General features: G+C 62.0%; 19 protein-coding genes and 2 pseudogenes. 14 read left to right on the forward strand and 7 right to left on the reverse strand.

All coding sequences use genetic code 11. The features are described 5' to 3' along the window. Positions 1–30 precede the first annotated feature (30 nt). The 6 genes from KQ661_RS22450 (at position 31) to KQ661_RS21270 (ending at position 7026) form a co-directional block, all read left to right on the forward strand. Positions 31–1722, forward strand: a complete 1692-nt coding sequence (locus tag KQ661_RS22450; protein WP_226916007.1) for a sensor histidine kinase — start codon at positions 31–33, stop codon at positions 1720–1722. Then, positions 1700–2752 carry a response regulator gene (locus KQ661_RS21250; protein ID WP_216728069.1) on the forward strand — a complete coding sequence of 351 codons (1053 nt, stop codon included), beginning with the start codon at positions 1700–1702 and terminating at the stop codon, positions 2750–2752. The genes KQ661_RS22450 and KQ661_RS21250 overlap by 23 nt, the downstream gene beginning before the upstream one ends. Positions 2753–3099: 347 nt before the next feature. Next, positions 3100–3933 (forward strand): YsnF/AvaK domain-containing protein, encoded by an 834-nt coding sequence (locus KQ661_RS21255; RefSeq protein ID WP_216728070.1) that lies wholly within the window; start codon positions 3100–3102, stop codon positions 3931–3933. A gap of 182 nt (positions 3934–4115) precedes the next feature. Beyond that, on the forward strand, positions 4116–4571 hold the full coding sequence (locus tag KQ661_RS21260; RefSeq protein WP_216728071.1) for a YsnF/AvaK domain-containing protein: 456 nt from the start codon (positions 4116–4118) through the stop codon (positions 4569–4571). 137 nt (positions 4572–4708) lie between these two features. Continuing rightward, positions 4709–5332: a DUF4136 domain-containing protein gene (locus KQ661_RS21265; protein WP_216728072.1), complete on the forward strand. Its 624-nt coding sequence runs from the start codon at positions 4709–4711 to the stop codon at positions 5330–5332. Positions 5333–5508: 176 nt separating this feature from the next. After that, complete coding sequence (locus KQ661_RS21270) at positions 5509–7026, forward strand: trypsin-like peptidase domain-containing protein (protein WP_216728073.1); 1518 nt, start codon at positions 5509–5511, stop codon at positions 7024–7026. Positions 7027–7405: 379 nt separating this feature from the next. On the opposite strand, the gene KQ661_RS21275 is transcribed toward KQ661_RS21270, so the two are convergent. Then, positions 7406–10054, reverse strand: coding sequence for a PAS domain-containing protein (locus tag KQ661_RS21275; protein WP_216728074.1), 2649 nt, complete (start codon positions 10052–10054; stop codon positions 7406–7408). Between the two features lie 46 nt (positions 10055–10100). Next, a complete protein-coding gene (locus tag KQ661_RS21280; protein ID WP_216728075.1) occupies positions 10101–11159 on the reverse strand; it encodes a chemotaxis protein CheB in 1059 nt (352 codons plus the stop codon). 254 nt (positions 11160–11413) lie between these two features. Here KQ661_RS21280 and KQ661_RS21285 point away from each other — a divergent pair, with 254 nt between their 5' ends. From KQ661_RS21285 to KQ661_RS21295, 3 genes are all read left to right on the forward strand, one after another. Beyond that, positions 11414–11878, forward strand: a complete 465-nt coding sequence (locus tag KQ661_RS21285; protein ID WP_216728076.1) for a BON domain-containing protein — start codon at positions 11414–11416, stop codon at positions 11876–11878. Next, complete coding sequence (locus KQ661_RS21290) at positions 11865–12065, forward strand: hypothetical protein (RefSeq protein ID WP_216728077.1); 201 nt, start codon at positions 11865–11867, stop codon at positions 12063–12065. Before KQ661_RS21285 ends, KQ661_RS21290 begins: the two co-directional genes overlap by 14 nt. Positions 12066–12195: 130 nt before the next feature. Next, a complete protein-coding gene (locus KQ661_RS21295; RefSeq protein WP_216728078.1) occupies positions 12196–13506 on the forward strand; it encodes a sterol desaturase family protein in 1311 nt (436 codons plus the stop codon). Positions 13507–13990: 484 nt separating this feature from the next. Here KQ661_RS21295 and KQ661_RS21305 read toward each other — a convergent pair. Further along, a pseudogene (locus tag KQ661_RS21305) lies at positions 13991–14992 on the reverse strand (IS701 family transposase). A 56-nt stretch (positions 14993–15048) separates the two neighbouring features. On the opposite strand from KQ661_RS21305, the gene KQ661_RS21310 reads away from it, so the two are divergent. Beyond that, positions 15049–16494 (forward strand): dihydrolipoyl dehydrogenase family protein, encoded by a 1446-nt coding sequence (locus KQ661_RS21310; protein WP_216728081.1) that lies wholly within the window; start codon positions 15049–15051, stop codon positions 16492–16494. A 373-nt stretch (positions 16495–16867) separates the two neighbouring features. Further along, positions 16868–17140, forward strand: coding sequence for a hypothetical protein (locus KQ661_RS21315; protein ID WP_216728082.1), 273 nt, complete (start codon positions 16868–16870; stop codon positions 17138–17140). A 142-nt stretch (positions 17141–17282) separates the two neighbouring features. On the opposite strand, the gene KQ661_RS21320 is transcribed toward KQ661_RS21315, so the two are convergent. Further along, on the reverse strand, positions 17283–17966 hold the full coding sequence (locus KQ661_RS21320; protein WP_216690951.1) for a haloacid dehalogenase type II: 684 nt from the start codon (positions 17964–17966) through the stop codon (positions 17283–17285). Positions 17967–18327: 361 nt separating this feature from the next. On the opposite strand from KQ661_RS21320, the gene KQ661_RS21325 reads away from it, so the two are divergent. Together KQ661_RS21325 and KQ661_RS21330 are read left to right on the forward strand one after the other, a co-directional pair. After that, a complete protein-coding gene (locus tag KQ661_RS21325) occupies positions 18328–19203 on the forward strand; it encodes a helix-turn-helix domain-containing protein (protein WP_216727004.1) in 876 nt (291 codons plus the stop codon). 210 nt (positions 19204–19413) lie between these two features. Next, positions 19414–19971, forward strand: a complete 558-nt coding sequence (locus tag KQ661_RS21330; RefSeq protein ID WP_216690926.1) for a carboxymuconolactone decarboxylase family protein — start codon at positions 19414–19416, stop codon at positions 19969–19971. 197 nt (positions 19972–20168) lie between these two features. Here the strand turns inward: KQ661_RS21330 and KQ661_RS21335 are convergent, their stop codons facing one another. From KQ661_RS21335 to KQ661_RS23220, 3 genes and pseudogenes are all read right to left on the reverse strand, one after another. Further along, complete coding sequence (locus KQ661_RS21335; protein ID WP_216690925.1) at positions 20169–20342, reverse strand: hypothetical protein; 174 nt, start codon at positions 20340–20342, stop codon at positions 20169–20171. Positions 20343–20415: 73 nt separating this feature from the next. Then, complete coding sequence (locus KQ661_RS23215; protein WP_394369655.1) at positions 20416–20757, reverse strand: sigma factor-like helix-turn-helix DNA-binding protein; 342 nt, start codon at positions 20755–20757, stop codon at positions 20416–20418. Between the two features lie 43 nt (positions 20758–20800). Further along, positions 20801–20914 (reverse strand): annotated as a pseudogene (locus KQ661_RS23220) (hypothetical protein); the annotation flags it as partial. Positions 20915–21785: 871 nt separating this feature from the next. Between KQ661_RS23220 and KQ661_RS21345 the strand changes: the two are divergent. Further along, a partial coding sequence (locus KQ661_RS21345; RefSeq protein WP_216728084.1) for a dihydrolipoyl dehydrogenase family protein occupies positions 21786–22883 on the forward strand: 1098 nt, incomplete at its 3' end.

A 22883-nucleotide genomic window follows, 5' to 3' on the forward strand; every position in this document is an offset into this window, starting at 1 on the left:
GCCGTACGCGTGCCGGTTTTCCTGCGATTTATGGCTGCCACTAACCCCTTGCTGCCCCCCGGCGCGGCCTTTCCGGCCGAGCTACTGCCCGCGTTGCTGGACGTATCACTGGCGGCGGTGCTGCTGCTGCGCCCGGTGTACGCGCCGGGCGGGGGCGAGCCGGCCGATTTTGCGGTGGAGTACCTGAGCCCGGCCGCGCAGCGCAACTGGGGGCAGCCCGAGCGGCCGGGGGGCACCCTGCTGAAGTATTTCCCGCACCTGCCAGCCAGTGGGGTCCTGGATTTTTACCGCCAGGTCTTCGAAACCGACACGCCCGGCCGCTACGAAGTCCATTCCCAGACCAATGGCTTCGATAGCTATTTCTACGTGGCCGCCCGGCGACAGGGGCCGTGGCTGCTAGTGAGCTTTACTGACACGGCCGAGCAGCCCCGCAGCGCCCTAGAGAAGGCCCTGCGCGAAAGCCAGGCGCGCGAACGGGCGGCCGGGGCCACGGCCGAAGCCCAGCGCCAGCGCCTGCTGGGCCTCATCGGGCAGGCACCGGTGGTAATTGCCGTGCTGCAAGGTCCCACGCATGTCATTGAACTGGCCAACGAGGGCTTCCGGCGGGCCTTTGGCCACCGCCCGCTGGTGGGGCGCACCTGCCGCGCGGCTGCCCCCGAGCTGGCCGACCAGCACCTGTTCGAGCACCTCGACGCGGTGTACCGCACGGGTGAGACCTTTCGGGCCAGCGAAATGCTCGTGCACCTCGACCAGACCAACTCGGGCAAGCTCGACCCGTTTTACTACAACTTCGTGTACCAGACCACCCGCGAGGCGACCGGAGAAGTGAGCGGCGTGCTCATCATCGCCACCGACGTGACCGCGCTGGTGCTGGCCCGCCAGCGGGTGCAGGCCCTCAACGAGGAGCTGCATCTGAGCAACGCCGAGCTAGAACACCAAGTAACCGACCGTACCCACGCCCTGCTCGTGACGCTGCAGCAGCTGGAGCGCCGGGGCCGCGAGCTGACCCAGGCCCTTGCCGCCGAGCAGGCGCTGGGCGAGCTGAAATCGCGCTTCGTGAGCATGGCTTCGCACGAGTTTCGCACGCCCCTCACGGTGGTACTCACCTCGGCCGACCTCATTGCCGACTACCCCACCGCCGACCAGCAGCCCGACCGCCTGCGGCACGTGGCGCACATTCGCACGGCCGTGGAGCACCTCAACGACCTGCTGGAAGAATTCCTGTCGGCCGACCGCCTGGAGGAAGGCAAGCTCGTGGCCCACCCCGCCGACTGCGACCCGGCCGCCCTGCTGGCCGAAACCGTGGCCGCCGTGCAGGGCCTGCGCAAGGCCGGCCAGACCATTGTGGTGCAGGCCTACGACGGTACCATTCGGCTCGATGATTCGCTGCTGCGCAAAATTCTGCTCAACCTGCTGTCCAATGCCCTCAAGTATTCCGGCGAAAACACCGTGGTGACCGTGGCGATGGAGTACCGAAATAATGAGCTGCTGCTTAAGGTTCAGGACCAGGGCATCGGCATTTCGCCGGCCGACCAAGAGCACTTGTTCGAGCGGTTTTTTCGGGCCCACAATGCCACCGAGCTGCCCGGCACCGGGCTGGGCCTTTTCATTATTGCCAAGTACCTGGAGCTGATGGACGGCCACATTGCCCTGCACAGCGAGCTGGGCGTGGGCACCACCTTCACCGTTACCATTCCCTATGCCGACCATTCTGCTGATTGACGACAACGCCCTCATTCGCGCCAACACGGCCGAGCTGCTGAAGCTGGCCGGCTACGCGGTGCTGGTGGCCGAAAACGGCCAGCTGGGCGTCGCGCTGGCCCTGGAAACCCGGCCCGACCTGGTGGTGTGCGACATCATGATGCCGGTGCTGGACGGCTACGGCGTGCTCCAGATTTTCAACCAGAACGAGCGGCTGGCGGGCGTACCCTTCATCTTCCTCACCGCCAAAACCGAGCGTGCCGACCTGCGCCGGGGCATGGAGCTGGGGGCCGACGACTACCTCACCAAGCCCTTCAACAAGGCCGAGCTGCTGAGCGCCATCGGGGGCCGGCTGGCCCGCTTCCGCCACCTGCGCCCCGACTACGACCTGCAGGCCGGGGGCTGGTGCGAGTTTCTGGCCGATGCCCGCGTGGTGGGCCAGCTCGACGGGCTGGCCCAACAGCAGAAAGGGCACGCCTTCCGCAAGAAGCAGGACATTTTCCAGGCCGGCGACGAGCCCCTGCGGGCCTACCTGGTGCGCAGCGGCCGGGTGAAAACGCTGCACAACACGGCGGCCGGCAAGGAGCTGATTACCGAGTTTTACGGCCCTGGCGAGTTCTTCGGCTATCTGCCCCTGTTCGACGGCACCCCGCATTCCGACACCGCCGTGACGGTGGAAGACACCGAGCTGGTGTACCTGCCGCAGGCCGATTTTATGGCCCTGCTGCTGCGCAACCCCGACGTTAGCCAGCAGTTTATCCGGCTGCTGGCCGGCCGGGTGCGGGCCCGCGAATTGCAGCTGGTGGGCATGGCCTACGCTTCGTTGCGCCGCCGCGTGGCCGATGCCCTGCTGCACCTGCACGCCCGCGCCGATGCCGACCCGGCGGCGGGCATCACCATTACCCGCGAGGATTTATCGGCCCTGGTGGGCACGCCCCCCGAGTCGCTAAGCCGCACGCTCAACGAGTTTCGGCAGGAGGGCCTGGTGGAGCTCACGCCCGGCAACGTGCGCCTGCTGCACCCCGACCAGCTGCGCCGGGGGAAGTGGTAATGGTTTAGTATTTTGGCTACTTATTTTATTATGAGGTAAATGGCTCAAATATTCTCGTCGCTGAGCGCCCTACTCCCCAATGAGCATGATGCCGGTAATGCGGCGGCTTAAGCAAACTCATGGCGCGGCATGAAGTATCTCATGGCCTGCCGGCAGATGGTGCCGGACCTTTGACCTACTTCCATTATCGGGGTATCGGCCGTGTTTTCCCCGCTTCCTTTTCCTGGCCGGGTGCCCTTGTGTGTGGGTTTTCAAACGAATAGCCAGGTGCCGATTGGGACTTGGCCGGGCAGCGCCTAGTCGATTTGGCACTACTCAATACCTTTCACCTCTTTACTATTTCTGACATGAAAAACCAAACCGTAATTGGCATCTTCAATACTGCTACCGAAGCCAAACAGGCTGTGCAGGAACTTAAAAGCGCCGGCTTCGAGCTGGATTTCGTGGACGTTTCGCAGGCCTCGTCGAGCGACGCAGGCAGCAACAACTCCTCCACCAACGGCAAAGCTGCCGGTCGCACCAGCGATAATGTCGGCGGCTTCTTTAGCTCACTTTTCGGCAGCAACAGCGACGAGGCCCATACCTACGCCGAAGTGACCCGCAGCGGCAATTCGCTGGTAACGGCACAAGTCGACACGGCCGAGCAGGCCCGCAAAGCCGCTGATATTCTGGATAATGCCGGCGCAATCGACGTGGATAGCAAAGCTATCGAGTATGGCGTAAAGAACAGTTACACCGCCGGCCGCGACGGCAGCAAGCGCGACCAAGCCGACGGCATGACGGCCAAGGTCATCGAAGAAAAGCTGAACGTGGGCAAGCGCACCGAGCAAACCGGCGGCGTGCGCCTGCGCTCGCGCATCGTGGAAAAGCCCGTGGAAGCCAGCGTGCGCCTGCGCGAAGAGCACGTGACGGTGCAGCGTACCCCCGTGAACCGCCCCGCCACGGATGCTGATTTCAAGACCTTTAAGGAAGGTGACGTGACCGTGACCGAAAGCGCCGAGCGCGCCGTGGTAGCCAAACAAGCCCGCGTGGTGGAAGAAGTGTCGCTGGGCAAGCGGGTAACCGAGCGGGAGGAAACCGTCCGCGAAACGGTGCGCAACACCGAGGTGGACGTGGAGCAGATTCCGAGAAAGGAGAACAGCGGCTACGCTAACCAGCCGGGCAATCCCAAAAATACCTAACCGCTTTCTAACCACTAGCAATCTGATTCGGCTGTGGCTCCCCGCCGCAGCCGAATCTATTTCTCCGAAATCGTGGTGCCAACTGCCTCTGGCTCGTCCTCCCGACCACCAGTCAGTGCGGTAGTTGACTAGCGAACTTGTTGCCAGCCCTTTTCTCCACTCCGCACACATCCCGTCCGCCCATGCAAACCCCTGATTTGCCACCCGATGATGGACTGCCGGTGCGCATTCCCGTAGTAGCCGAAACGCTGCGCGTGGACAAGCAGGTGGTGGAAACCGGCCGCGTGGTGCTGCATAAAACCGTGCACGTCGAAACCCAGACCGCCGACGTGCCCCTGCGCGAAGAGCAGGTGCAGGTGCAGCGCGTGGCCGTGGGCCGCTACGTAGACGAGGCCCCCGCCGTACGCTACGAGGGCGATACCATGATTGTGCCCGTACTCCGCGAGGAGCTGGTGGTGACCAAGCGCCTGCTGCTGGTGGAGGAAGTGCACGTCCGCACCCAGACGCTCACCATCCACGCCCCACAGGCCGTGGAGCTGCGCCGCGAGGAGCTGCATTACGAGCGCCTTGCCACGCCGCCAGCCGGGGCCGCGCCGCCAGTAGCCGGGCAACCCCCGGTATTGCCCGGCCCCGGCTAGGGCGGATGCGCCGGATTTTTCCTTTCTGACCTATGAACCAAACAGCTACTAGTTGCTGCCTGGGTTCGCTACCCTAACCCGCATCTCCGAACCAACTTACAGTGCATAACCCAACTTTTTTTAACACCTAGACAATCATGAAAACTTCCCATCCTTTTTTGCTCCTCACTTTCTTTGCCGCCCTTGCTGCGGGCTGCGCCCAGCATTCGGGGTCGGATGTCGTGGTCGGCAGCGACCAGCGTGGCGGCACCAATTCGAACGCAGGAGCCGGCATGTACGGCAGTAATGCCAACAACGGCCCCGACTTCAGCAAGTACAAAACGTACTCCTGGGCCTCGCAGGTTACCAACCCGCAAAACAGCACGTATTTCCTTAATGACTTGCTGTTTAAGGGTATGGTGCGCGATGCTGTGGAACACGAAATGGCGGCCAAAGGCTATACCTACCAGCCGACCGGCGCCGATTTGGTGGTCAATTTCCGGTCCTTCGACGAGCCAGTCGAGATTATGAGCAACGATAACCTGGGCACCGGGTACTGGGCTTCCACAGAGCCGTACGCCTACGATAGCCAGCAGAAAGTGAAGCTCGACAAAGGCAGCATTCTGGTACAAATGATTGACCGGGCAAAAGGCACCGCAGTGTGGCAGGGCTATGCGTCGGGCCTCACCGACGGCAATGTCTTTGACAAAAACAAGGACAAAGTATACGTGGCCGTCGGCCAGATTTTCAAGGAATACAACCACCGCGGGGATAAGCTGTAAGCAGCAGCCTGCCTGCTTGCAGGTGACGCCCCCCCCGGTGCTGCCGGGCCCTGTATCACGTGAGCAGGCTGCTACGGTGGCGGCTCGCCGGCAAAACGCGGCCAGCGCGACCCACACCCACACCGCCGCTGCCGACGGCTCATCGAAAAGTGCATTCCGTATTCACACCCAATTGCATGAAAATGACAAAATCGGCCACTTTGCTGCTGGGCAGTATGCTGGGTTTGGTGCAGCTCCTGGGCGTCAGCTGCTCCAGTAAGAAAAGCCCGGCTGCGGAGGTTGCGGCCCCTGCCGCCCCCGAACCCTTGCAGAAAGCCACTGCCCCGACGGGCAGGGGGCCGAGCACCATGGGCGACTTTGTCGTGGCTGCCCGCGTGGCCAGTCCCGCCGTCGTGCACATCAAAACCAGCTACCCGCCTTCAAGTGGGTACGATAATATCTACGGCCGACCCAGCGGTGCTCGCGGCGGCGGCCAGGTGGCGCGGGCCTCCGGCTCGGGCATTCTGATTGCGGCCAACGGCTACATCGCCACCAACAACCACGTGGTGGAAAACGCGGCCACCATTCAGGTCATCCTGCCCGATAAGCGCCAGTTTGCCGCCAGGCTGGTGGGCCGCGACCCCAATACCGACCTGGCCCTGCTGAAAATCGAGGCCACCGACCTGCCCACGCTGCAATTTGGTAATTCCGACAGCGTGCAGGTGGGCCAGTGGGTAGTGGCCGTGGGCTACCCGTTTTCGCTGAATACCACCGTCACAGCCGGTATTGTCAGTGCCAAAGCCCGCAGTATTGGCATCATCAACCGGCCCAGCCGCAGCGATGATGGGCAAGGCAAGGCCGCTGGCAACACCGGGGTAGAGTCCTTCATCCAGACCGACGCGGCCATCAACCCCGGCAACAGCGGCGGCGCGCTGGTCAATACCCAAGGCGAGCTGGTGGGCATCAACTCGGCCATTGCCTCGCAAACCGGCAGCTACGCGGGCTACGCGTTTGCCATTCCGGTGAACCTGGCCAAGAAGATTTTGGGCGATTTGCAGCAGTACGGCGCGGTGCGGCGGGGGGTGCTCGGGGTGGCGTTTCCGGCCCCGGCCGCCGAAGAGCAGTACCTGAGCCAGCAGGGCTTGCAGCCGGGCGCGGTGAACGGGGTGTACATCACGGGGGTGCTGCCGGGCAGTGCCGCCGCCGGGGCCGGCCTGCGCGCTGGCGATGTTATTCAGCGTATTGACGGGGTGACGCTTAACTCATCGGCGGAGTTCTCGGAGCGCATTGCCCGGCACCAGCCGGGCGATGTGGTGCAGCTCACCTACCTGCGCAACCGCGCCCCCGCCACCGTGTCGGCCACGCTGAAAGGTGAACCGGCGGCAGCAACGGCCCCGGCCCCGGCCAGCAACCCGGCCGCGCTGGCCACCATTCGGCAGAAGCTGGGGGCCAGCTTTGCGCCGCTGTCCGACGCGCTCCGGCAGCGGCTCCAGCTCCGGGCGGGGGTGGTGGTGACCGATGTGCGCGCGGGCGGCTTCTTTGCGCAGCTGGGCATTCCCCGCGGTACGGTTATCGCCTTTATTAATGGTCAGCCCATCAGCACGCCCCAGGATATCGACGCGGCGCTGCTGGCCGCCCAGCGGGGCCTGATTCAGCTGCTGGCCATTGCCCCCGATGGCTCCCGCGTGGTCTTCGACTTTTCGCTGGGTACGTAGCCGGGCCGCTGGTTCAGCAAGGGTGCTCATTGCCCAGAAAGTGCCTCTAGCCTTGGGTTAGGAGCCCTTTTCGTTGTCGCACACGAAATGATTTCCCCTTTGGGGATGGGGCGAAACTGGTGAGGTTTATGGCGGCGGGCTATTGAAGCTGTTTAGAAAGTCCCCGAACGGTCATGCAGAGCGCAGCGAAGCATGACCGTTCGGGGACTTTCTAAACAGCTTCAGGATTAGGAGAAACGAGAGAATCTACAGAAGCAAAAAGGACCATTTGAAGCAACTAGGGCAGGTCAGCTTTTTAAATGCGGTTAGTCTTTACGACGCCAGGCACACGCGGACTCCTACCGTCCAGGCTGCATCTTGATGTGCTCCTGGCCAGCGGCTAGCGCGGCAGGTAGACGGTGAAGGTAGAACCCTCCCCAACCTGGCTGACCACTTCCAACGCTCCTCCTTCGTTCTCTACCAGTTTTTGCGCCATGTAGAGGCCCACGCCCGAGCCGTCGACGTGGGTGTGGAAGCGCTGGAACAGGCCGAAGACGGGGCGGCCGGGCGGCAAGGCCAGACCCAGGCCGTTGTCCTGCACTTCCAGCGCCCAGCGGTGCTCCTCCGTGCGGCACTGCACCCGCACCTGGGGCACGCGGTCGGGGTGGCGGTATTTCACGGCGTTGCTGAGCAGGTTGTACACCACCGAGCGCAGGTGTTTTTCCGCCAGCCGAACGGCGGGGCAGTCCGCTATGTCTACGCTGACTTGCGCGCCGGCCTCGGCGATGGGCAGGGCCAGGTCCAGCAGCACGTCGCGCACCACGTCGGCCAGCGGCACGAGCGGGGCCTGGGGGCCGGCCTCGGCCTGCGTGCGGGCAATGGCGCTCAGGTGCGTCAGCGTGTGCTGAAAGCGTTCGACGGAATCGTGCAGCAGCTCCAGGAGGTGGGCCACCGGCACCGAGCGCTCGGTGCCGGGCAACTCTTGGCGGAGCGCCTGGAGCAGGCCGTCGAGGTTATTGAGTGGGCCTTGCAGGTCGTGGGAAGCGGTGTAGACGAAGGAATCCAGGTCCACGTTGGTACGCACCAGCTGCTGGTTGGTGTCGTCCAGGTCGGTGTTGTGGGTGGTCAGTTGCTGGTTAAGGGTCTGCACTTGCTGGCGGGCGCGCACCTGGCTGCTCACGTCGTAGGCGAAGACGACCACACCATCTATTACATCCTGCGCGTTGCGGCGGGCCTGGTAGGTGAAGGTCCAGTAGGCTTCCTCCAGCGGGCCATCGGTGTGGCGGGCCAGTTGCAGGGGCAGTTCCTCGGCCACGTAGGTTTCGCCCGTGGCGTACACCTGGTGGCACAGGCCAGGAATCTCGGTGTTGGCCAGCTCCGGCAAGACGTCGAGCAGGGATTTGCCGAATAACTCCCGGCCGGGAAAAACCTGCTGGTACGCCGGGTTCACCAGCTCGAAAACCAGGTCCGGCCCGGCCAGGATGGCAATGGGCCCCGGCGCGGCCATGAACAGCTCGTGCTGCTGCCGCTGCTGGCGCTCCACTTCGGCGCGGGCCGTTACCTGCTCCGTGATGTCGGTGATGAGGCAGTAAAAGCCCACCACCTGCTCCTGCTGCACATCGGGCACGAAGCTGGTGCGGATGTGCTTGATTAAGTCGTTGCGGTAGGGCATCCGCGCTTCAAAGTCTACCCGCTCGCCGGCCAGGGCCCGCGCCATGTAGGGGGCCGCCGCCGCGTAGGACGGCTCGCCCACCACGTCGCGCACGCGCTGGCCCCGCAGCTGGGCCGACGACTGCTGGAACCACCCTTCGTAGGCCTGGTTGGTGAACTGGTAGCGCCGGTCCTGGTCCACGTAGGAGATGAGCGCCGGCAGCGCATCGGTCACGAGCTGCCGCTGCCGGGCAATATCTTCCCGCTCCTGCCGGGCGCGAACCAGTTCCGTTACTTCGTAAGCGAAAATCAAGATACCCGTAATCTGGCCCGCTCCGTCGCGGGTAGCCTGTAAGATGTAGGTGGCAAACAGGTGTTCCAGCTGGCCGGAATGCGTGCGGTCCAGCGTTACCGGCACGTCGGTGTCGGTGTAGGTTTCCCCGGTGCGGTACACCTCGTCCAGCTGGTCGAAAAAGGGTTGCCCTTCCAGCTCCGGCAGGGCCTGGCGAAAGGGTCGGCCCACCAGCTCGCGATGGCCTACCATGGCCCGATAGTCGTCGTTGGCCAGCTCCACCACGTGGTCGGGGCCGGTGAGCACGGCAATCATGGCCGGGGCCTCGGCCACGAGCCGGTGCAGGCGCTGGCGCTGGGCCTCGGCCTCGGCGCGGGCCGCCTCGGTGGCCTGCAGGCTATCGATGATGGTATCTACCAGCCCGGCATTGGTAAGGGTCAGCTCGTTGTTGAGCAGCTCCACGGCCTGCTGGGACTGGCGCAGCTCGTCGGCCTGAGTACGCAGCGCCTCGTTGGCAGTCAGCAGCTGGTGGTTCGATACCTGAAGCTCCTCGTTGCTGACGTGCAGTTCCTCGTTGGTCACGTCCAGCTCTTCATTGGCCACGGCGAGCTGTTCGTTGGCCATGGCCAGCTGCTGGGCCGTGCTGGCCGGCGGGGCGCTGCCGGCTGGCTGCCGGGCGCGCATGTGGGTACTCACGTTATAGGCGAACAGCAGCAGGCCACTGACCGCGCCCGCCGCGTCGCGCACGGCTTGGGCGATAAAGGTGAAGTAAACTGGCCCGCCGGGGGCCGGCTGGGTGGCGCTTTGGAAGGCCACGGCCTCGTGACCAAAGCAGGTGGTGCCGGTGCGGTACGCCTCGTCGAGCAGCGCGAAAAAAGACTGGTCGGCCAGCTCGGGCAGCGCCTCGCTCAAGCGCAGGCCAGCCAGCGGCCGCTTATCAAACAGCTGCCGAAACAGCTCATTGGTCACCGTGACCTGGTGGGCGGGCCCGGCCAGACTCGCCAGGCCGGTGGGCGAATCCCGCAGCAAAGCGGCGAGCTGCTGGGGCTGCCCCGTCGTTTCCGCCGGAGTATCTGAGGGGGCGGCGGGGGTTGTTTTCTGAGACATTGTCGGGAAGCATAGGGCATCTGGTGGTAGTTGCCAGTAAATAATATTACGCCAGTTTTTTTTGGTAATATTGGAAGTCGCCGCTCAGGGCCTCGTGTTGCAGGATAGAGGCATGCACTGGTTGGGCCCGCTCGCCGGTTTCGGCCGCTTTTTGGATGAATAACTCGGCCACTGCCGCCTGTTTTTCTGCCTGAAAATGCCCGCCCAGGTTTTGGAGCAGCAGCTGGGTTTCTTCCAGGCCGCGCAGGGACTGGTAGAGCAGGCTTTCCACCGAGGCGCTGACTTCGCTCAGCAGCGCGCTCACGGTGTAGGCGTGGCCCGTGTGGCAGCGGTAGCGAATCAGCTTGCCTTCAATTAACTGCGTAAGCGCGCCGTGGCAGTCGGGGCAGGTGAAGGGCGTGAGCTCACCCTTGTCGATAATGCCCATCTCGAAGCCGCCGCCCTGCTTGGCGATGGTCAATTCGATTTTGAGCAGGTCGAGCTGCGCGGCGGGCAGGCGCGTCTTGGCGGGCTCCAGGGTCAGGCGCACCAGCAGGGGCCCGAGCTCGGCCAGGGGCACGAGGTAGTCGACCTCCACAAATTCGAGGGCATTGGTGGGCATGGCGGGCTGCTCGGCGTCGTGCGGGTCTTGCACGATGGCCAGCCCGCCCATGCGCTGCACCGACCACAGGCCGGAGGTACCGTCATCCAGATATCCGGTGAGCACCACGCCCGGCACGCGGGGACCGTAGGTGTAGGCCGCCGAGCGAAACAGCGCGTCGATGGAGGGTCGGAAGCGATTTTCCTTGGCCCCCCGCGTCACCAGCACCCGGTCATCCTCCAGCAGCAGGTGGTGATTGGGCGGGGCCAGGTAGATGGTGCCCGGCTGTACCACTTCCCCGTTTTGCGGGTGCTTGGCGTGCAGCGCCGACACCGAGTTGAGCAGCTGCGGCATGATGCTGGGCGAATCGGGGGCTACGTGCAGCACCACGAAAATGGGGGCGGGAAAATCGGCCGGTAGCGTTTTGGCCAGCGCCAGCAGCGCGGTCACGCCCCCGGCCGACGCGCCGATGACGATAATATCGCGGCGGGGCCGGCGGGTTTTGGGGGGTGATGGGGTCGCCATAGCAGTCAGGTTTAAAAAAGAGCGTGGTGCCCGGGCTTACGGATTAGACGCCATGGCGGACGGTTGGGCGGCCGCCTGCGGGCACGGGTGGTGCGGGCTGCTGAATAAACGAGAACCTTAAAAAGTGCCGGGCAGGAAATCTCGTTGCGAGCGGGCCATTTGATGGATGTCATCCAATGCGCCGAATAATGTTATGGGAAGGGCTACCGCTTCAGCGGACTTTTGCAGCACTGTAATCATCGACTCCCAGCCCCATGCAAGCCCGTAACCAACCCCTGCTCGATGCCCTCCATTTGCTCGGAGCCTACCGGGCACCGGGCAGTGAGCTGCGGGGCGATAATTTCGCCCCTCGCCCCGACGAGGCCATCGTCCATAAGGTGCGGGAGGCCTTGCTTGGCAACCCGCGCGGGCACGGCTCCGAAACGCTGGTGCAGGCCCACCGGGGTATCGTGACGCTCATGGGCACGGTGAGCAGCCGGCGTGCCCACCAGGAAGCTGAGCACGGTGCCTGCCAGGTGGCCGGCGTGCACACCGTTCATAACCTCCTGAAAATAAGGCCTGCCTATATGGCGCCCGACTCTGGCATTCATCAGTCCACGCTAGCTGCCGGGGCCCACGCCAGAAACACCTGCCTGCGCGTGCCAGCCCCGGTGGAACCGGCTGCCTACGAGCCGCAAGCCACTGCAACCCTGAAGTTCAGCGTCGATGCGCGCCGCTAGCGGCACCGCCCTGAGCGGCCAGCCCGGGAGCCGGGCCGAATCCTTCCTCCCCCTGGACCCGACCAGCCGGGAACTGGAGCGGGATGCCGATGCCAGTTTGACGGCGGATAGGGAGTACAAGTTTACCAGTCACCTGACGCCTATACCAGCTGCCCCTAAGCCCAATACCGCTCCCGAGCCGCAGTAGCTTCATCGCTAACTGACGCCTATGAGCTAGTTCGCGGGCATGAGGGACTACCTCCTTCCCAAACACCGATTTGGCACCCATAGCATTCTCCCCGCATGGCCACCGCTCCGCCTATTCTGCTCCTATGTCTATGCTACTCTTAATAGAATTCCAGGACCCGAAAGTTTACTTGGTGCCGCTGGGCATAGCTCTGATTCTGCTGGAAGCGGTGTTGAGCGCCCGGCACGACGAGCACCTTTACGAGTGGCGCGACTCGGCCGCCAGTGCTGGCATGGGGCTGGTGGCCACGCTGCTGGGCATTGCCACCAAGGCCGGGACGCTGGTTGTGTTCTACGTCGTGTTCACGGCGCTAAGCCCCGTGCGGCAGCGCTGGCTGGGCTACGACGCGCTGAGCGCGGCCTCGGCCGTGGTCTGGGTGCTGGTTATCCTCGGCGACGATTTGAGCTTCTACTGGCACCACCGGCTCAGCCACACGGTGCGGGTGCTGTGGGCGGCGCACGTGGTGCATCACTCGTCGCAGCACTTCAACCTGGGCACGGCGTTTCGCAACGGCTGGGTGATTTTCTTCTACAAGCCCGTTTTCTGGCTGTGGCTGCCGGCGCTGGGCTTCCCGCCGGTGATGGTGGTGCTGGCCATGTCGATTAGCTCGCTCTACCAGTTCTTCCTGCACTCGCAGAAAATCCCGCACCTGGGATGGGCGGAGAAGGTGTTCAATACCCCGCAGCTGCACCAGGTGCACCACTCCTGCAACCACGCTTTTCTGGATAAAAACCACGGCGGCATCCTCATCATCTGGGACCGGCTCTTTGGCACCTACCTCGACAGCCGCCATCCCGAGGTGCGGCAGTTTGGGGTGCTCTCACCGCCCGCCTCGTTCCATCCCTGGACGATTTTTGCCCACGAGTTTCAGCACCTCGGGCACGACGTGCGGCAGGCCGCTTCGTGGTCCGACAAGCTGAAATACGTGTTTTACCCGCCCGGCTGGGCCCCCAACAACTCGGGCCAGACAGCCCGGCAGCTGCAACAGCAACTAGCGGCCCCTGAAACCTTGGCGCCGGCCCCCGAACGGGCTAAAAATGCCCCCGCAGTATGCCCCAATCACCCATCACCTCGTCTTTTTTTCCTGTCCCCGATGCACACGCTAACGACGCTTTCCCAAACACTGGCCCGACTCAAAAAGGAGGGCTACACCGAGGACTTCAACCTGAACGGAGCCTACCTGGCCGGGCAGCGCTCGGCCATTCAGCTGGCCCCCGAGGAGTTTGTGGTGGACCAGCACTTCCGCTTCGAAGGCCCTACCGACCCGGCCGATGAAGCCGTGCTATACGCCATTTCCTCCGCCCGCTTCAATCTCAAAGGCACGCTGGTGAACGGCTACGGCGTGTCCAGCGACGAGGCCGCCGACCAGATTCTGCGCACCATCCGGGAGCAGACGACTTAACTCTACTTTGGCAGATTGAGCTAATTGGGGCTTCCGGGGTGTAGGGGCGGGTACGCCCCCGCCCCTACACCCAACCGACAACCTACCAAAGTAGAGTTAGAGCCTATCTGAATAGTCTCTTAGCCGCCGCCTTCCTGGCTGGGGCCGCACCGGGCCGCCTGTTGCTCGTACTGCTGCTGGTGCCGCTGGTGCGGCGGCTGTTTGGGGGCGCACAATAGTAGAAACGGAAAACAACAGTAAGGAGCACTGGCCGGCCGGGTTGGAGTCCCCTGGTTTTGTGGCGGGCGAGGCATCTCGTAAGAAGGCCGTTTTAAGGTGTTTAGGGCAGCTTCGCCTGACGAGCACCTTTTGCCCTTTGAAAGCGCACGTTCTAGCTATCTCGTTAATCAGTGGCCATTAAAGACCGCAATAGATGACTTAATGAGACGAAAACGACTTGTTAACGTTGAACCCTGACCTTTTTTAATAGGACTTACGCACTCGACTATACAAGTACTTGAATGAGTGGCTTTTGGTGTAACTGCCGCAGGTCGGGTGCCCATTGCTGCTGGTGCGCCTGATAAATAGTTTGCCCCATGCGGCGGGCGTGTTGACGCAGCGATACCCACGCCCAATAACAACAGGCCAAGTGGTTGCGTTGCGCCACCTCCTTCCGGCACGGGCACTTCTCCGACCCCGTCAACTGTTTGAAGCTGCGGAGAAACTCCTCTACCTGCCAACGCACCTGCACGGCTTCAATTACTATTTCGCGGGTCAGATGAGTAGCCAAGTAATTGGCAATGAATCATTAAGTATCGCCGTTCGTGGTCACTAGCTTGAAGCGTTTTACGCCAAAGGGCACTTCTTTCAGGCGCACTTCCACGCCCTGACTCCAACCGCCGGGCGGCGGCGCTAGCGTAGTCAGGCCTTGGTAGCCGCTTTCTTTGGCCAGGCTCACCAACCGATTGCCTTTCAGGGTCGCGAAAAACGTCCAACCAGCACGATGAATGCGTTTCAAATTCGTGCTGCCCGCATACCAGGAATCAAATAAAATGGTGCGTGCCAGTAGTTTGCCCTCCGCCACAACCTGGTCAAACATGGCCAGAAAATGGTCGTTTTTCGTCTGTTCGTCTTGGTCGGGCGCGTAGATGCGGTAATCCAGGGGGAGGAAATCCCCGGCTTCGCCGCTGCTATGCCCCAAATTGACCAGCCCAATGCCGGTGACCATGCCGTGCTCGTTGCCCGAATACTGCCGCTTGACCAGGGCGATAAAGCGGCTGTAGCGTTGGTCTTGTACGCTGTCGTCGACGAGCAGAAAAGCCGCAGGCGAATCGTGGAACAAGGGCTGAACTAATTCGTACAACAAATTGATTGACAGTGTGCTCGTGCGCAAAAACCGATTCACCTGGTCGTGGCTTACATCGGGCAGATGGGCGGCCAAATTCGTGCAGGTGCAGTTCGTGGACGTACTGAACAGGTACTCGATGCAAGCAGTTTGAGTCGGCATGAGCGGGCGGGTTTGCTTAAAGTACCCCAAAATGCGTAAGTCCTACTAAAGATATTATGGCCGAAGATGCTGCTGATTTTGACCTGATTGTGCTTGGGGCCGGTTCGGCCGGGCTGGGACTGGCCCTGTTTATGGCCCGCATCAAGTTGCGGGTGCTACTCATCGACCTGACCCCCGAAGATGTGGGTGGCGACTGCCTAAACCACGGCTGCGTGCCCAGCAAGGCCCTTATTCATGCCGCGTGGCAGGTGCACCAGGCCCGGCAGGCCACCCAGTTTGGCTTGCAGGTGAGCGGCCCGGCCGACATGGAAAAAGTAATGGCCTACGTGCAGGGCCGGCAGGATATCATTCGGCACCACGAAAACCCGGACTATTTGCGCGGGTTGGGCATCACCGTCGAAATCGGCACGCCCCGGTTTGTGGGCGACCACGCCGTGGAAATCAACGGCCACACCTACACCGGGCGCAAGCTGGTGGTAGCCACCGGCTCGCGCCCGCAGCAGCTGGAGGTGCCCGGCGCGGCGCAGGTGCGTCTTTATGACAACCAGCGCGTGTGGGACCTGCGCGAGCTGCCCGGGCGCCTGCTGGTGGTGGGCGGCGGCCCCAACGGCGTGGAATTGGGCCAGGCCATGCAGCGGCTGGGGTCGCAGGTGACCATCGTGCACCACGGGGCCAGCATCCTCGAAAAGGAGGACCCCGTCATCCGGGCCGTACTGGCCGAGCGGCTGCGGGCCGAGGGCCTTACCATTCACCTGGAGGCCGAAGTGGAGGCTTTCACGTCGGCCTCGCAGGCCCGCGTGAAGCCCAAAGCCGGCGACTCGCTTTCGGTGAATTTCGACGTGGTGTACGTGGCCATTGGGCGGCACGTGAGCTTTGAAGGGCTGCAGCTGGAGCAGGCCGGAGTGGAAGTGGACGAGAAAGGCCACATCCGGCTCAACGAGCATCTACAAACCACCAATCCCGATATTTTTGTGGCTGGCGATGCGGCCAATTCACTCAAATTCAGCCACGGGGCCGAATTGCACGTGCGCCTGCTGCTATTCAATTTCTTCTCGCCCCTGAAGAAAAAGCTGAGCTACGACCATTTCTCCTGGGTCACTTTCACCGACCCCGAGGTGGCGCACTTCGGCCTCGATGCCGCCGAGCTCGACAAGCGCGGCACGGCCTATGAACGCTGGGAAACCGACTTTGCCGACGACGACCGGGCCGTGGTGGACAGCTACCGCGACGGCCGCCTGCTGCTCTTTATCGAGAAGAATGCCCTGCCGCTGCCCGGCCGCAAGCGCCGCATTCTGGGTGGAGCCATGGTAGCCCCTGGCGCGGGCGAGCTCATTCAGGAGCTGATTCTGGCCAATGCCAGCGGGCTGGGCATCAGCGAGATTTTCGACAAAGTGTACCCGTACCCGGTGGCGGCCCGCATCAACCAGAAGCTCATCGTGGAGCACCAGGAAGTATCGTCGCTGCTGCAAACGGCGCTCGATGTGGCGTTTAAGCTGCAATAAGACCCTGGCCAGAGCGGGGCAATTGTGCGGCGGCGCACCGATACCCGCCGGCATTGGCTGGAGATGGTGCATTTTCCGTCTCAGGGCAGGTGGTAAGCACAGGAGCCGGCGGCAAGGCATGACCAGCCAGGAGCGGAACTGATGAAAAAAGTTTGCGCGCAATTGTAAGGTTAGGGCAAAAGAGTTGAACTACTGCCCTGTCTCCGGAACGGCCGGGGCCACACACACTCCAACCTTTTTCAATTATTGCCATGACTACTCCCATAAAAATTCTCGTAGCCGGCCTGGTGGCCACTGGTGCCATGACCCTGCTGATGCTGATGGCCCCGATGATGGACATGCCCCTCATGAATATTGGGTCATGCTCGGCGGCATGCTGGGCACCTCAGACATGGTGGGCTGGATGATGCATTTTATGATTGGGGTGGTCTTCACCGCCGCCTATGCCTTTTTCTTCAACCAGCGTTTGCCCATCGGCAGCCCCGTGGCGCGGGGCGCGGCCTACGGCATGCTGGTATTTGCAATGGCCCAGGTGATGTTTGCTCTTATGCGGGCCATGGGTCTGCTGGGCCACCTGGTGTTTGGGGTCGTGCTGGGCGGCTTTTTCAGCACCCAGCGCGCTACCGTCGCGCACCCGTTGGCCTAGCCTGTTTTGCCTCGCCAGGCTTACCCGTTGGCGTTGACACCCTGACCACGCCCTAAAAAAACACCGCTGGGCCGCCCGGATACAATCAGTGTATCCGGGCGGCCCAGCGGCTTTGGTGTTTGAACCGCAACCGACGGCGGGCTTAGCTCAGCAGCTGCCGGGCAATGTCGGGCAGGGTGGGGCCGGTGAGGGTGGGCGCGGGGGCCAGCGGGTAGATTTGCTGGCCGGGGCGGGCAATAAAAGCCGCCTGCAGGCCGGCCAGCTGCGCCCCGGCCGTGTCCCAGCCGTGGGCGGCCACCAGCATGGCCTGGGCGGGAGCCACTTTCAACTTCTCGCAGGTGCTGTGGTAAGTGTCGGGGTGGGGCTTGTAGCGCTTGAGCGCGTCGATGCTGAGCAGTTGCTCGAAAAAGCCGGTGAGGCCGGCGTAGGCCATCTGCTTTTGCACCGTGGCATCGGGCGAGTTGGTGAGCGTGACCATGCGGAAGCCCGCCTTTTGCAGCGCCGTGAGACCGGGAATGATATCGGGATGCGGGGGCAGCTCGGTGATGAGCGTGAGCAGCTCCTTTTTGCGGGCGGCCGGGCGCGCCGGCTGGCCCAGGGCCTGGGCCAGCATGTCGAGGGCGGCATCGCCAATCTGCCCGAAGTTGTGGTAGTTACCGGTCACAGTATCGACCAGCGAGTATTGCAGCAGCAGCGAAAACCACTGCTTGAAGGCCGTTTCGGACTTAAATTCCTGGTTGACGGCCCGCTGCAGCTTGCCCAGGTCGAGCATGGTTTCGTTGACGTCGAAAATCAGCAGCTTGGGGCGGTTGGGGGCTTCAGCCATGGCGGACAGGGAAATGGGCAGGGCCGCAGCGGCAGTGACCAGGGCGAGGGAGGATAAAACAAAACGTCGGGTAACCATGGCCCTGCTTACGCAGCCCGGCAGCATCGGGCTGGCTAAAACCGCAGTTTTTTTTGCAAAAGCCTGCCTTCGCTGGCCAAGGGCCACGGCCCGACAACCTTATGCAGTGCCCCGCAGTTTCTGCTAATCCAGTTGCTCGCGGTGGCCCGCCTGCACTGCTTGTAGCGGGCTGCCGCCTCGCCCGTCCGGCCAGCACGGCGGGCCGCCAATACTTTGCTACCGGCGCGGGGCACCAAACGAGTCAGGGGCACCAAACAATGCCCGGCTACTATTCCATTTCCCTATGATTATCGAACGAAAAGCTTTTTCATACAAGGGAAAAGTCATCATTGAAAAGGTGCTGATTAGCGCCCCTTATCGGTACGAAGCTATTTTTCATAACGAAGGCTGCTTTATCCAGATAAGGGGAGCCGGCACCAAGCTGCTTTCAGTGGAAGACAGCCTGCTGATAGAAAATCAGGAGGCTGTGCTGATGAAATGCGGGACTTATTTTCTGGATTTTATCAATAAAATAGCGGGCGATACGGTTGAAGTTCTAGCCATTCATTTATACCCCGATATTCTAAAGCAAATATACAGCACCGAGCTGCCGGCCCTGATTGAGAAGCGCGCCTACGACGGCAAAAGCAACGTTATTGCCAATGAGAGCGTAATTTCCCGGTATATCGAATCTTTGGAATTTTATTTCCAGAACCCCGCGCTGGTCAACGATGACTTGCTGGAATTAAAGATAAAGGAGCTGGTTCTGCTATTGGTGCAGACTAAAAATGCAGCCTCTATTCTGGAATTAGTAACCGACTTATATTCTTCGCGAAATATCAATATTAAAAATATTATCGACCTGCATAAACACTCCAATCTGAGCATCGAGGAGCTGGCCGCGCTATGCAGCCTGAGCTTATCGGCTTTTAAACGGGCATTTAAGAAAATATACAACGATAATCCGACGCACTATTTCATTAATGAAAAGCTGCGGAAAGCCAAGGAGCTGCTTATCATTTCCGATTTATCGATTGGGGAAATTGCTTACGAATCCGGATTTAACGACCCGTTATATTTCACCCGGTTGTTTGGCAAAAAAGAAGGCGTCACGCCCAGTAATTACCGGGCCACGCACGCCCTGTATTCGCCGGAGGGCAACGACGCCCGGGTAGGCTAACGCCGGTGGCACGGGCCGCCCGGCTGCGTCGGGCATGCCGGTTCCTCCCGCAAGCCCCGACAAAACCAGCCGTGGCCCAAATGTCCATAACGTAGAACGTATTGTCCATTTGACCGCTCTGGGCGGCCGGTACCTTTGTGATAAGCAAGCTGCCACCAAGAAGGCCTCGCCTTTGAGCAGCGCCTATTCACTTTTTTAAATCAGAATCTCATGAGCACTTTCCCAATTCACACCCTCGAAACGGCCCCCGAAAAAAGCAAGCCATTTCTGGAAAACTCCCTGAAGTCGTTTGGCATGATTCCCGGCCTGCATGGCGCGCTGGCCGAATCGCCCGGGCTGCTGGAAGCCTACCAGATGCTGCACAAGCTGTTCACCGAGTCGTCGTTCAACAACGACGAGCAGACGGTGGTGTGGCAGACCATCAACGTGGAGCACGAGTGCCACTACTGTGTTCCGGCCCACACCGGTATTGCCCACATGATGAAGGTAGACCCGGCCATTACCGAAGCGCTGCGCAACAAAACGGCGCTGCCCACCGAAAAGCTACAGGCTTTGCACGATTTCACGCTGTCGATGGTCCGGAACCGGGGCCGCGTTTCCGAGCAGGAGCAGGAGGCCTTCTACGCCGCCGGCTACACTCAGCGCCAAGTGCTGGACATTATCCTGGGCTTGTCCCAGAAGGTGATTAGCAACTACACCAACCACGTTGCTGAAACGCCGGTGGATGCCGCTTTCCAGAAGTTTGCCTGGCAGCCGGCAACGGTCTAATGGTGCGTTGAACAAGAAAGAAGAATTATTCTCTCTTGTTCAACGCATGGCTATTCTACGATTGACCTCAAAAGTCGGCTTGCCGGCTTTTGATGCGTATAGCCATTTTTACGACGCTTACCGGCGGCGGGTGCACGAGCGCCTTCCAGACATATGGGCCGGAAAGTACCCGGCCCGCCACCGGCCCCGTAAGCCGCCTAGCTCGCCGCCGGGCCGGAATAGCCGGCCTGGCGAATGAGCTGGTCGAGCTGCTGCGCCAGTTCGGGCGAGAGGGTTTCATCGGGTTGCCCCAGCCGCCGGGCCAGCCGCGCCACTACCTGCGTTTGCTGGGCATAGCGGCGGCACAGCACGCACATGCTTAGGTGGGCCACACGCTGGCACGCTCGGTGGGGGAGAGGGGCAGCTCGGCCCGCTTCTCGATGAGCAGGCACCGTTGCAGTTGAATCAGGCTGACATAGCGATAAGAAACGATAGGGAGGTATTAGGAGCCCGAAAACCAGTGCTTTTCCAGACACTTGCGCAGCTGCAGCTTGGCCCGGTGAATGATGCCCAGTAGTTGGCCGGCGAGATGGCCAGCTGCTGACAGATTTCCTCGCCCGACATTTCTTCCACGAAGCGCAGGCTGAACACGGCCTGGTGCTGGGCGGGCAGCCGACCCTGGCAGCCGAGCAGCTGCTCGGCCAGCTCGCGCTGTTCGAGCTGGGTGTCGGCGGCAGCCCATTCCCGGGGCTTTGCGCCACTGCGTGCGGGCTCCGGTTTCGAAGTAGGTGCCGTTGCCGGCCTCATCGGCCGCGCCGAGCAGCGGCACCAGCGGCGAGCGGGCCTGCTGGCGGTAGTAGTCGATGAGCTTGCGGCGCAGAATCACGAACAGCCAGGTACACTCCGACGACTCCTGCCTGAACGAAGCCAGCGTGCCCAACGTACTCACGATGGTTTCCTGCACCAGCTCCTATTGCGGCGGCCACCGTGGCCACCCGGTGGCGGGCAAAGCGGAACATTTCGTTGCCGTAGCGGCTCAGTCACAAGTGGGGCTCAGGCGTGGTCGCAGCAGTAGGAGCGGGGGCAGGAAGCATAAGACGTATAATAGACTTGTTCCCGAATAAGAAATCGGCTGTCTTCTAAGCCGTATTTGGGGCCAGAAACAATGGATGCTCACAGAATCAACGGATACTGGCTTGACCAAGCTGGAGTTGTTTAGAAAGTCACAAAAGGTACTCAAACGGTCATGCAGCGCGCAGCATCTTGCTCGCCTCGTTGAACGGGCCTGACGATACGAGCAAGATGCTTCGCTGCGCGCTGCATGACCGTTCGGGGACTTTCTAAACAGCTTCGCTGAAAAGAATAGCTTATTGCCTAAACCAGCGAAGAATTTCAGCCGTTTCTTATTCGGGAACAAGTGTAATATCTAAGCGAAGGCAGCGCCGCCCCTGCGGCCGGGGCCGGAGGTAGCGAAAGCAGAGCGGTAGCTCCCTGCCGGATGGATAAGCCCCGGTAAGGTCGCCGTTGGTCTTGCAGCCTGCACTTTGCGGCGGCAGTCGTTGGCCCGGGGGCGGCCTTACAGGACCGGGCATTTTTTCTTCGAAATTGAAAAGCCGGCTGGTTTTTCGATAGCCACTGTAAGGTGCAGCCTTGGTAGTGCGACTGTCGGTAATGTCGGACCAGCACTGAGGCTGCTGCTTGCCGACTCTTAAACTTTGGCCATTAGATATTTATATTCTCCATAATCAGCCGCTTAACAAAGCTATAAACTAGCATTTTAGCGAGAAATATTCGGCTTTTTCTCTCATTTTCCACCTTCCCTGTTCTCCCGAATTATGTCGCAACACACCTTTGATATCCTGGTAATTGGTACTGGCGGCGGCGGCAGCGTGGCCGCCCGCAAATGCGCGGCCGCCGGCAAGCGCGTGGCCATTGTAGATGCGCTGCCCTTCGGCGGCACCTGCGCCCTGCGCGGCTGCGACCCCAAAAAGGTACTGCTCGGTGCGGCCGAGGCCGTGGCCCGCTCGCGGCAGCTGCTGGGCCACGGCCTGACGCAGGAAGCCGTCATCAGCTGGCCCGAGCTGGTGGCCTTCAAGCGCACGTTCATCGAGTCGGTACCGGCAAAGAAGGAAACCAGCTTCGAGCAGGCCGGGATTCGCACGTTTCATGGTGTGGCCCGCTTCACGGGGCCGCACACGGTGCAGGTAGGCGAGCAGGTACTCGAAGCCGCGCAGTTTGTGATTGCCACCGGGGCGCGGCCCCGGCCGCTGGGCATTCCGGGCGAGGAGCTGTTGCTCGACAGCAGCGACTTCATGGAGCTGCCGGCGCTGCCCGCCGATATGACGTTTGTGGGGGGCGGCTACATCGCCTTCGAGTTTGCCCACCTCGTGGCCCGCTGCGGGGTGCAGGCGCGCATCATTCACCGGGGCCCACGGCCGCTCGAAAACTTCGATGCCGACCTAGTCGGCCACCTGCTCACAGCCACCCGGGAAGCGGGCATCGAGGTGGTGCTGGACACCGAAGTAGCGGGCGTGGAGCGCCTGCCCGACGGCCGCCTGCGGCTGCGCACCACCGCCCAAGGGCAGGCCGGAGAGCTGACGGCCAGCCTGGCCATTCACGCGGCCGGCCGCGAACCGGCCCTGGCCGAGCTGAACCTGGAAGCCGCTGGCGTGGCCTGCACCCGCCACGGCATGACGGTGAACGAGTACCTGCAGAGCACCACCCACCCCGACGTGTACGCCGCCGGCGACGCGGCCGCCTCCGGGCTGCCCCTGACGCCGGTAGCCGGCAAGGCTTCGCACGTAGTGGCCGCCAACCTGCTGCAAGGCAACCACAAAACTGTTGACTACGGCGTTATTCCCTCGGCCGTGTTCACCCACCCGGTGCTGGCCAGCGTGGGCCTTACCGAGGCGGAGGCCACCAAGCAGGGACTC

Source organism: Hymenobacter siberiensis (genome assembly GCF_018967845.1).
In the GTDB taxonomy this organism is placed as follows: Bacteria; Bacteroidota; Bacteroidia; order Cytophagales; family Hymenobacteraceae; genus Hymenobacter; species Hymenobacter siberiensis.

What these genes read in the sequence shown, in the direction of transcription:
- KQ661_RS21275 (WP_216728074.1), bottom strand. Translation starts at nt 10,054, where the DNA reads ATGTCTCAGAAAACAACCCCCGCCGCCCCCTCAGATACTCCGGCGGAA.
- KQ661_RS21280 (WP_216728075.1), bottom strand. Translation starts at nt 11,159, where the DNA reads ATGGCGACCCCATCACCCCCCAAAACCCGCCGGCCCCGCCGCGATATT.
- KQ661_RS21270 (WP_216728073.1), top strand. Translation starts at nt 5,509, where the DNA reads ATGAAAATGACAAAATCGGCCACTTTGCTGCTGGGCAGTATGCTGGGT.
- KQ661_RS21325 (WP_216727004.1), top strand. Translation starts at nt 18,328, where the DNA reads ATGATTATCGAACGAAAAGCTTTTTCATACAAGGGAAAAGTCATCATT.
- KQ661_RS21320 (WP_216690951.1), bottom strand. Translation starts at nt 17,966, where the DNA reads ATGGCTGAAGCCCCCAACCGCCCCAAGCTGCTGATTTTCGACGTCAAC.
- KQ661_RS21250 (WP_216728069.1), top strand. Translation starts at nt 1,700, where the DNA reads ATGCCGACCATTCTGCTGATTGACGACAACGCCCTCATTCGCGCCAAC.
- KQ661_RS23215 (WP_394369655.1), bottom strand. Translation starts at nt 20,757, where the DNA reads ATGAGGCCGGCAACGGCACCTACTTCGAAACCGGAGCCCGCACGCAGT.
- KQ661_RS21285 (WP_216728076.1), top strand. Translation starts at nt 11,414, where the DNA reads ATGCAAGCCCGTAACCAACCCCTGCTCGATGCCCTCCATTTGCTCGGA.
- KQ661_RS22450 (WP_226916007.1), top strand. Translation starts at nt 31, where the DNA reads ATGGCTGCCACTAACCCCTTGCTGCCCCCCGGCGCGGCCTTTCCGGCC.
- KQ661_RS21315 (WP_216728082.1), top strand. Translation starts at nt 16,868, where the DNA reads ATGCTGGGCACCTCAGACATGGTGGGCTGGATGATGCATTTTATGATT.
- KQ661_RS21310 (WP_216728081.1), top strand. Translation starts at nt 15,049, where the DNA reads ATGGCCGAAGATGCTGCTGATTTTGACCTGATTGTGCTTGGGGCCGGT.
- KQ661_RS21290 (WP_216728077.1), top strand. Translation starts at nt 11,865, where the DNA reads ATGCGCGCCGCTAGCGGCACCGCCCTGAGCGGCCAGCCCGGGAGCCGG.
- KQ661_RS21330 (WP_216690926.1), top strand. Translation starts at nt 19,414, where the DNA reads ATGAGCACTTTCCCAATTCACACCCTCGAAACGGCCCCCGAAAAAAGC.
- KQ661_RS21265 (WP_216728072.1), top strand. Translation starts at nt 4,709, where the DNA reads ATGAAAACTTCCCATCCTTTTTTGCTCCTCACTTTCTTTGCCGCCCTT.
- KQ661_RS21295 (WP_216728078.1), top strand. Translation starts at nt 12,196, where the DNA reads ATGCTACTCTTAATAGAATTCCAGGACCCGAAAGTTTACTTGGTGCCG.
- KQ661_RS21255 (WP_216728070.1), top strand. Translation starts at nt 3,100, where the DNA reads ATGAAAAACCAAACCGTAATTGGCATCTTCAATACTGCTACCGAAGCC.
- KQ661_RS21260 (WP_216728071.1), top strand. Translation starts at nt 4,116, where the DNA reads ATGCAAACCCCTGATTTGCCACCCGATGATGGACTGCCGGTGCGCATT.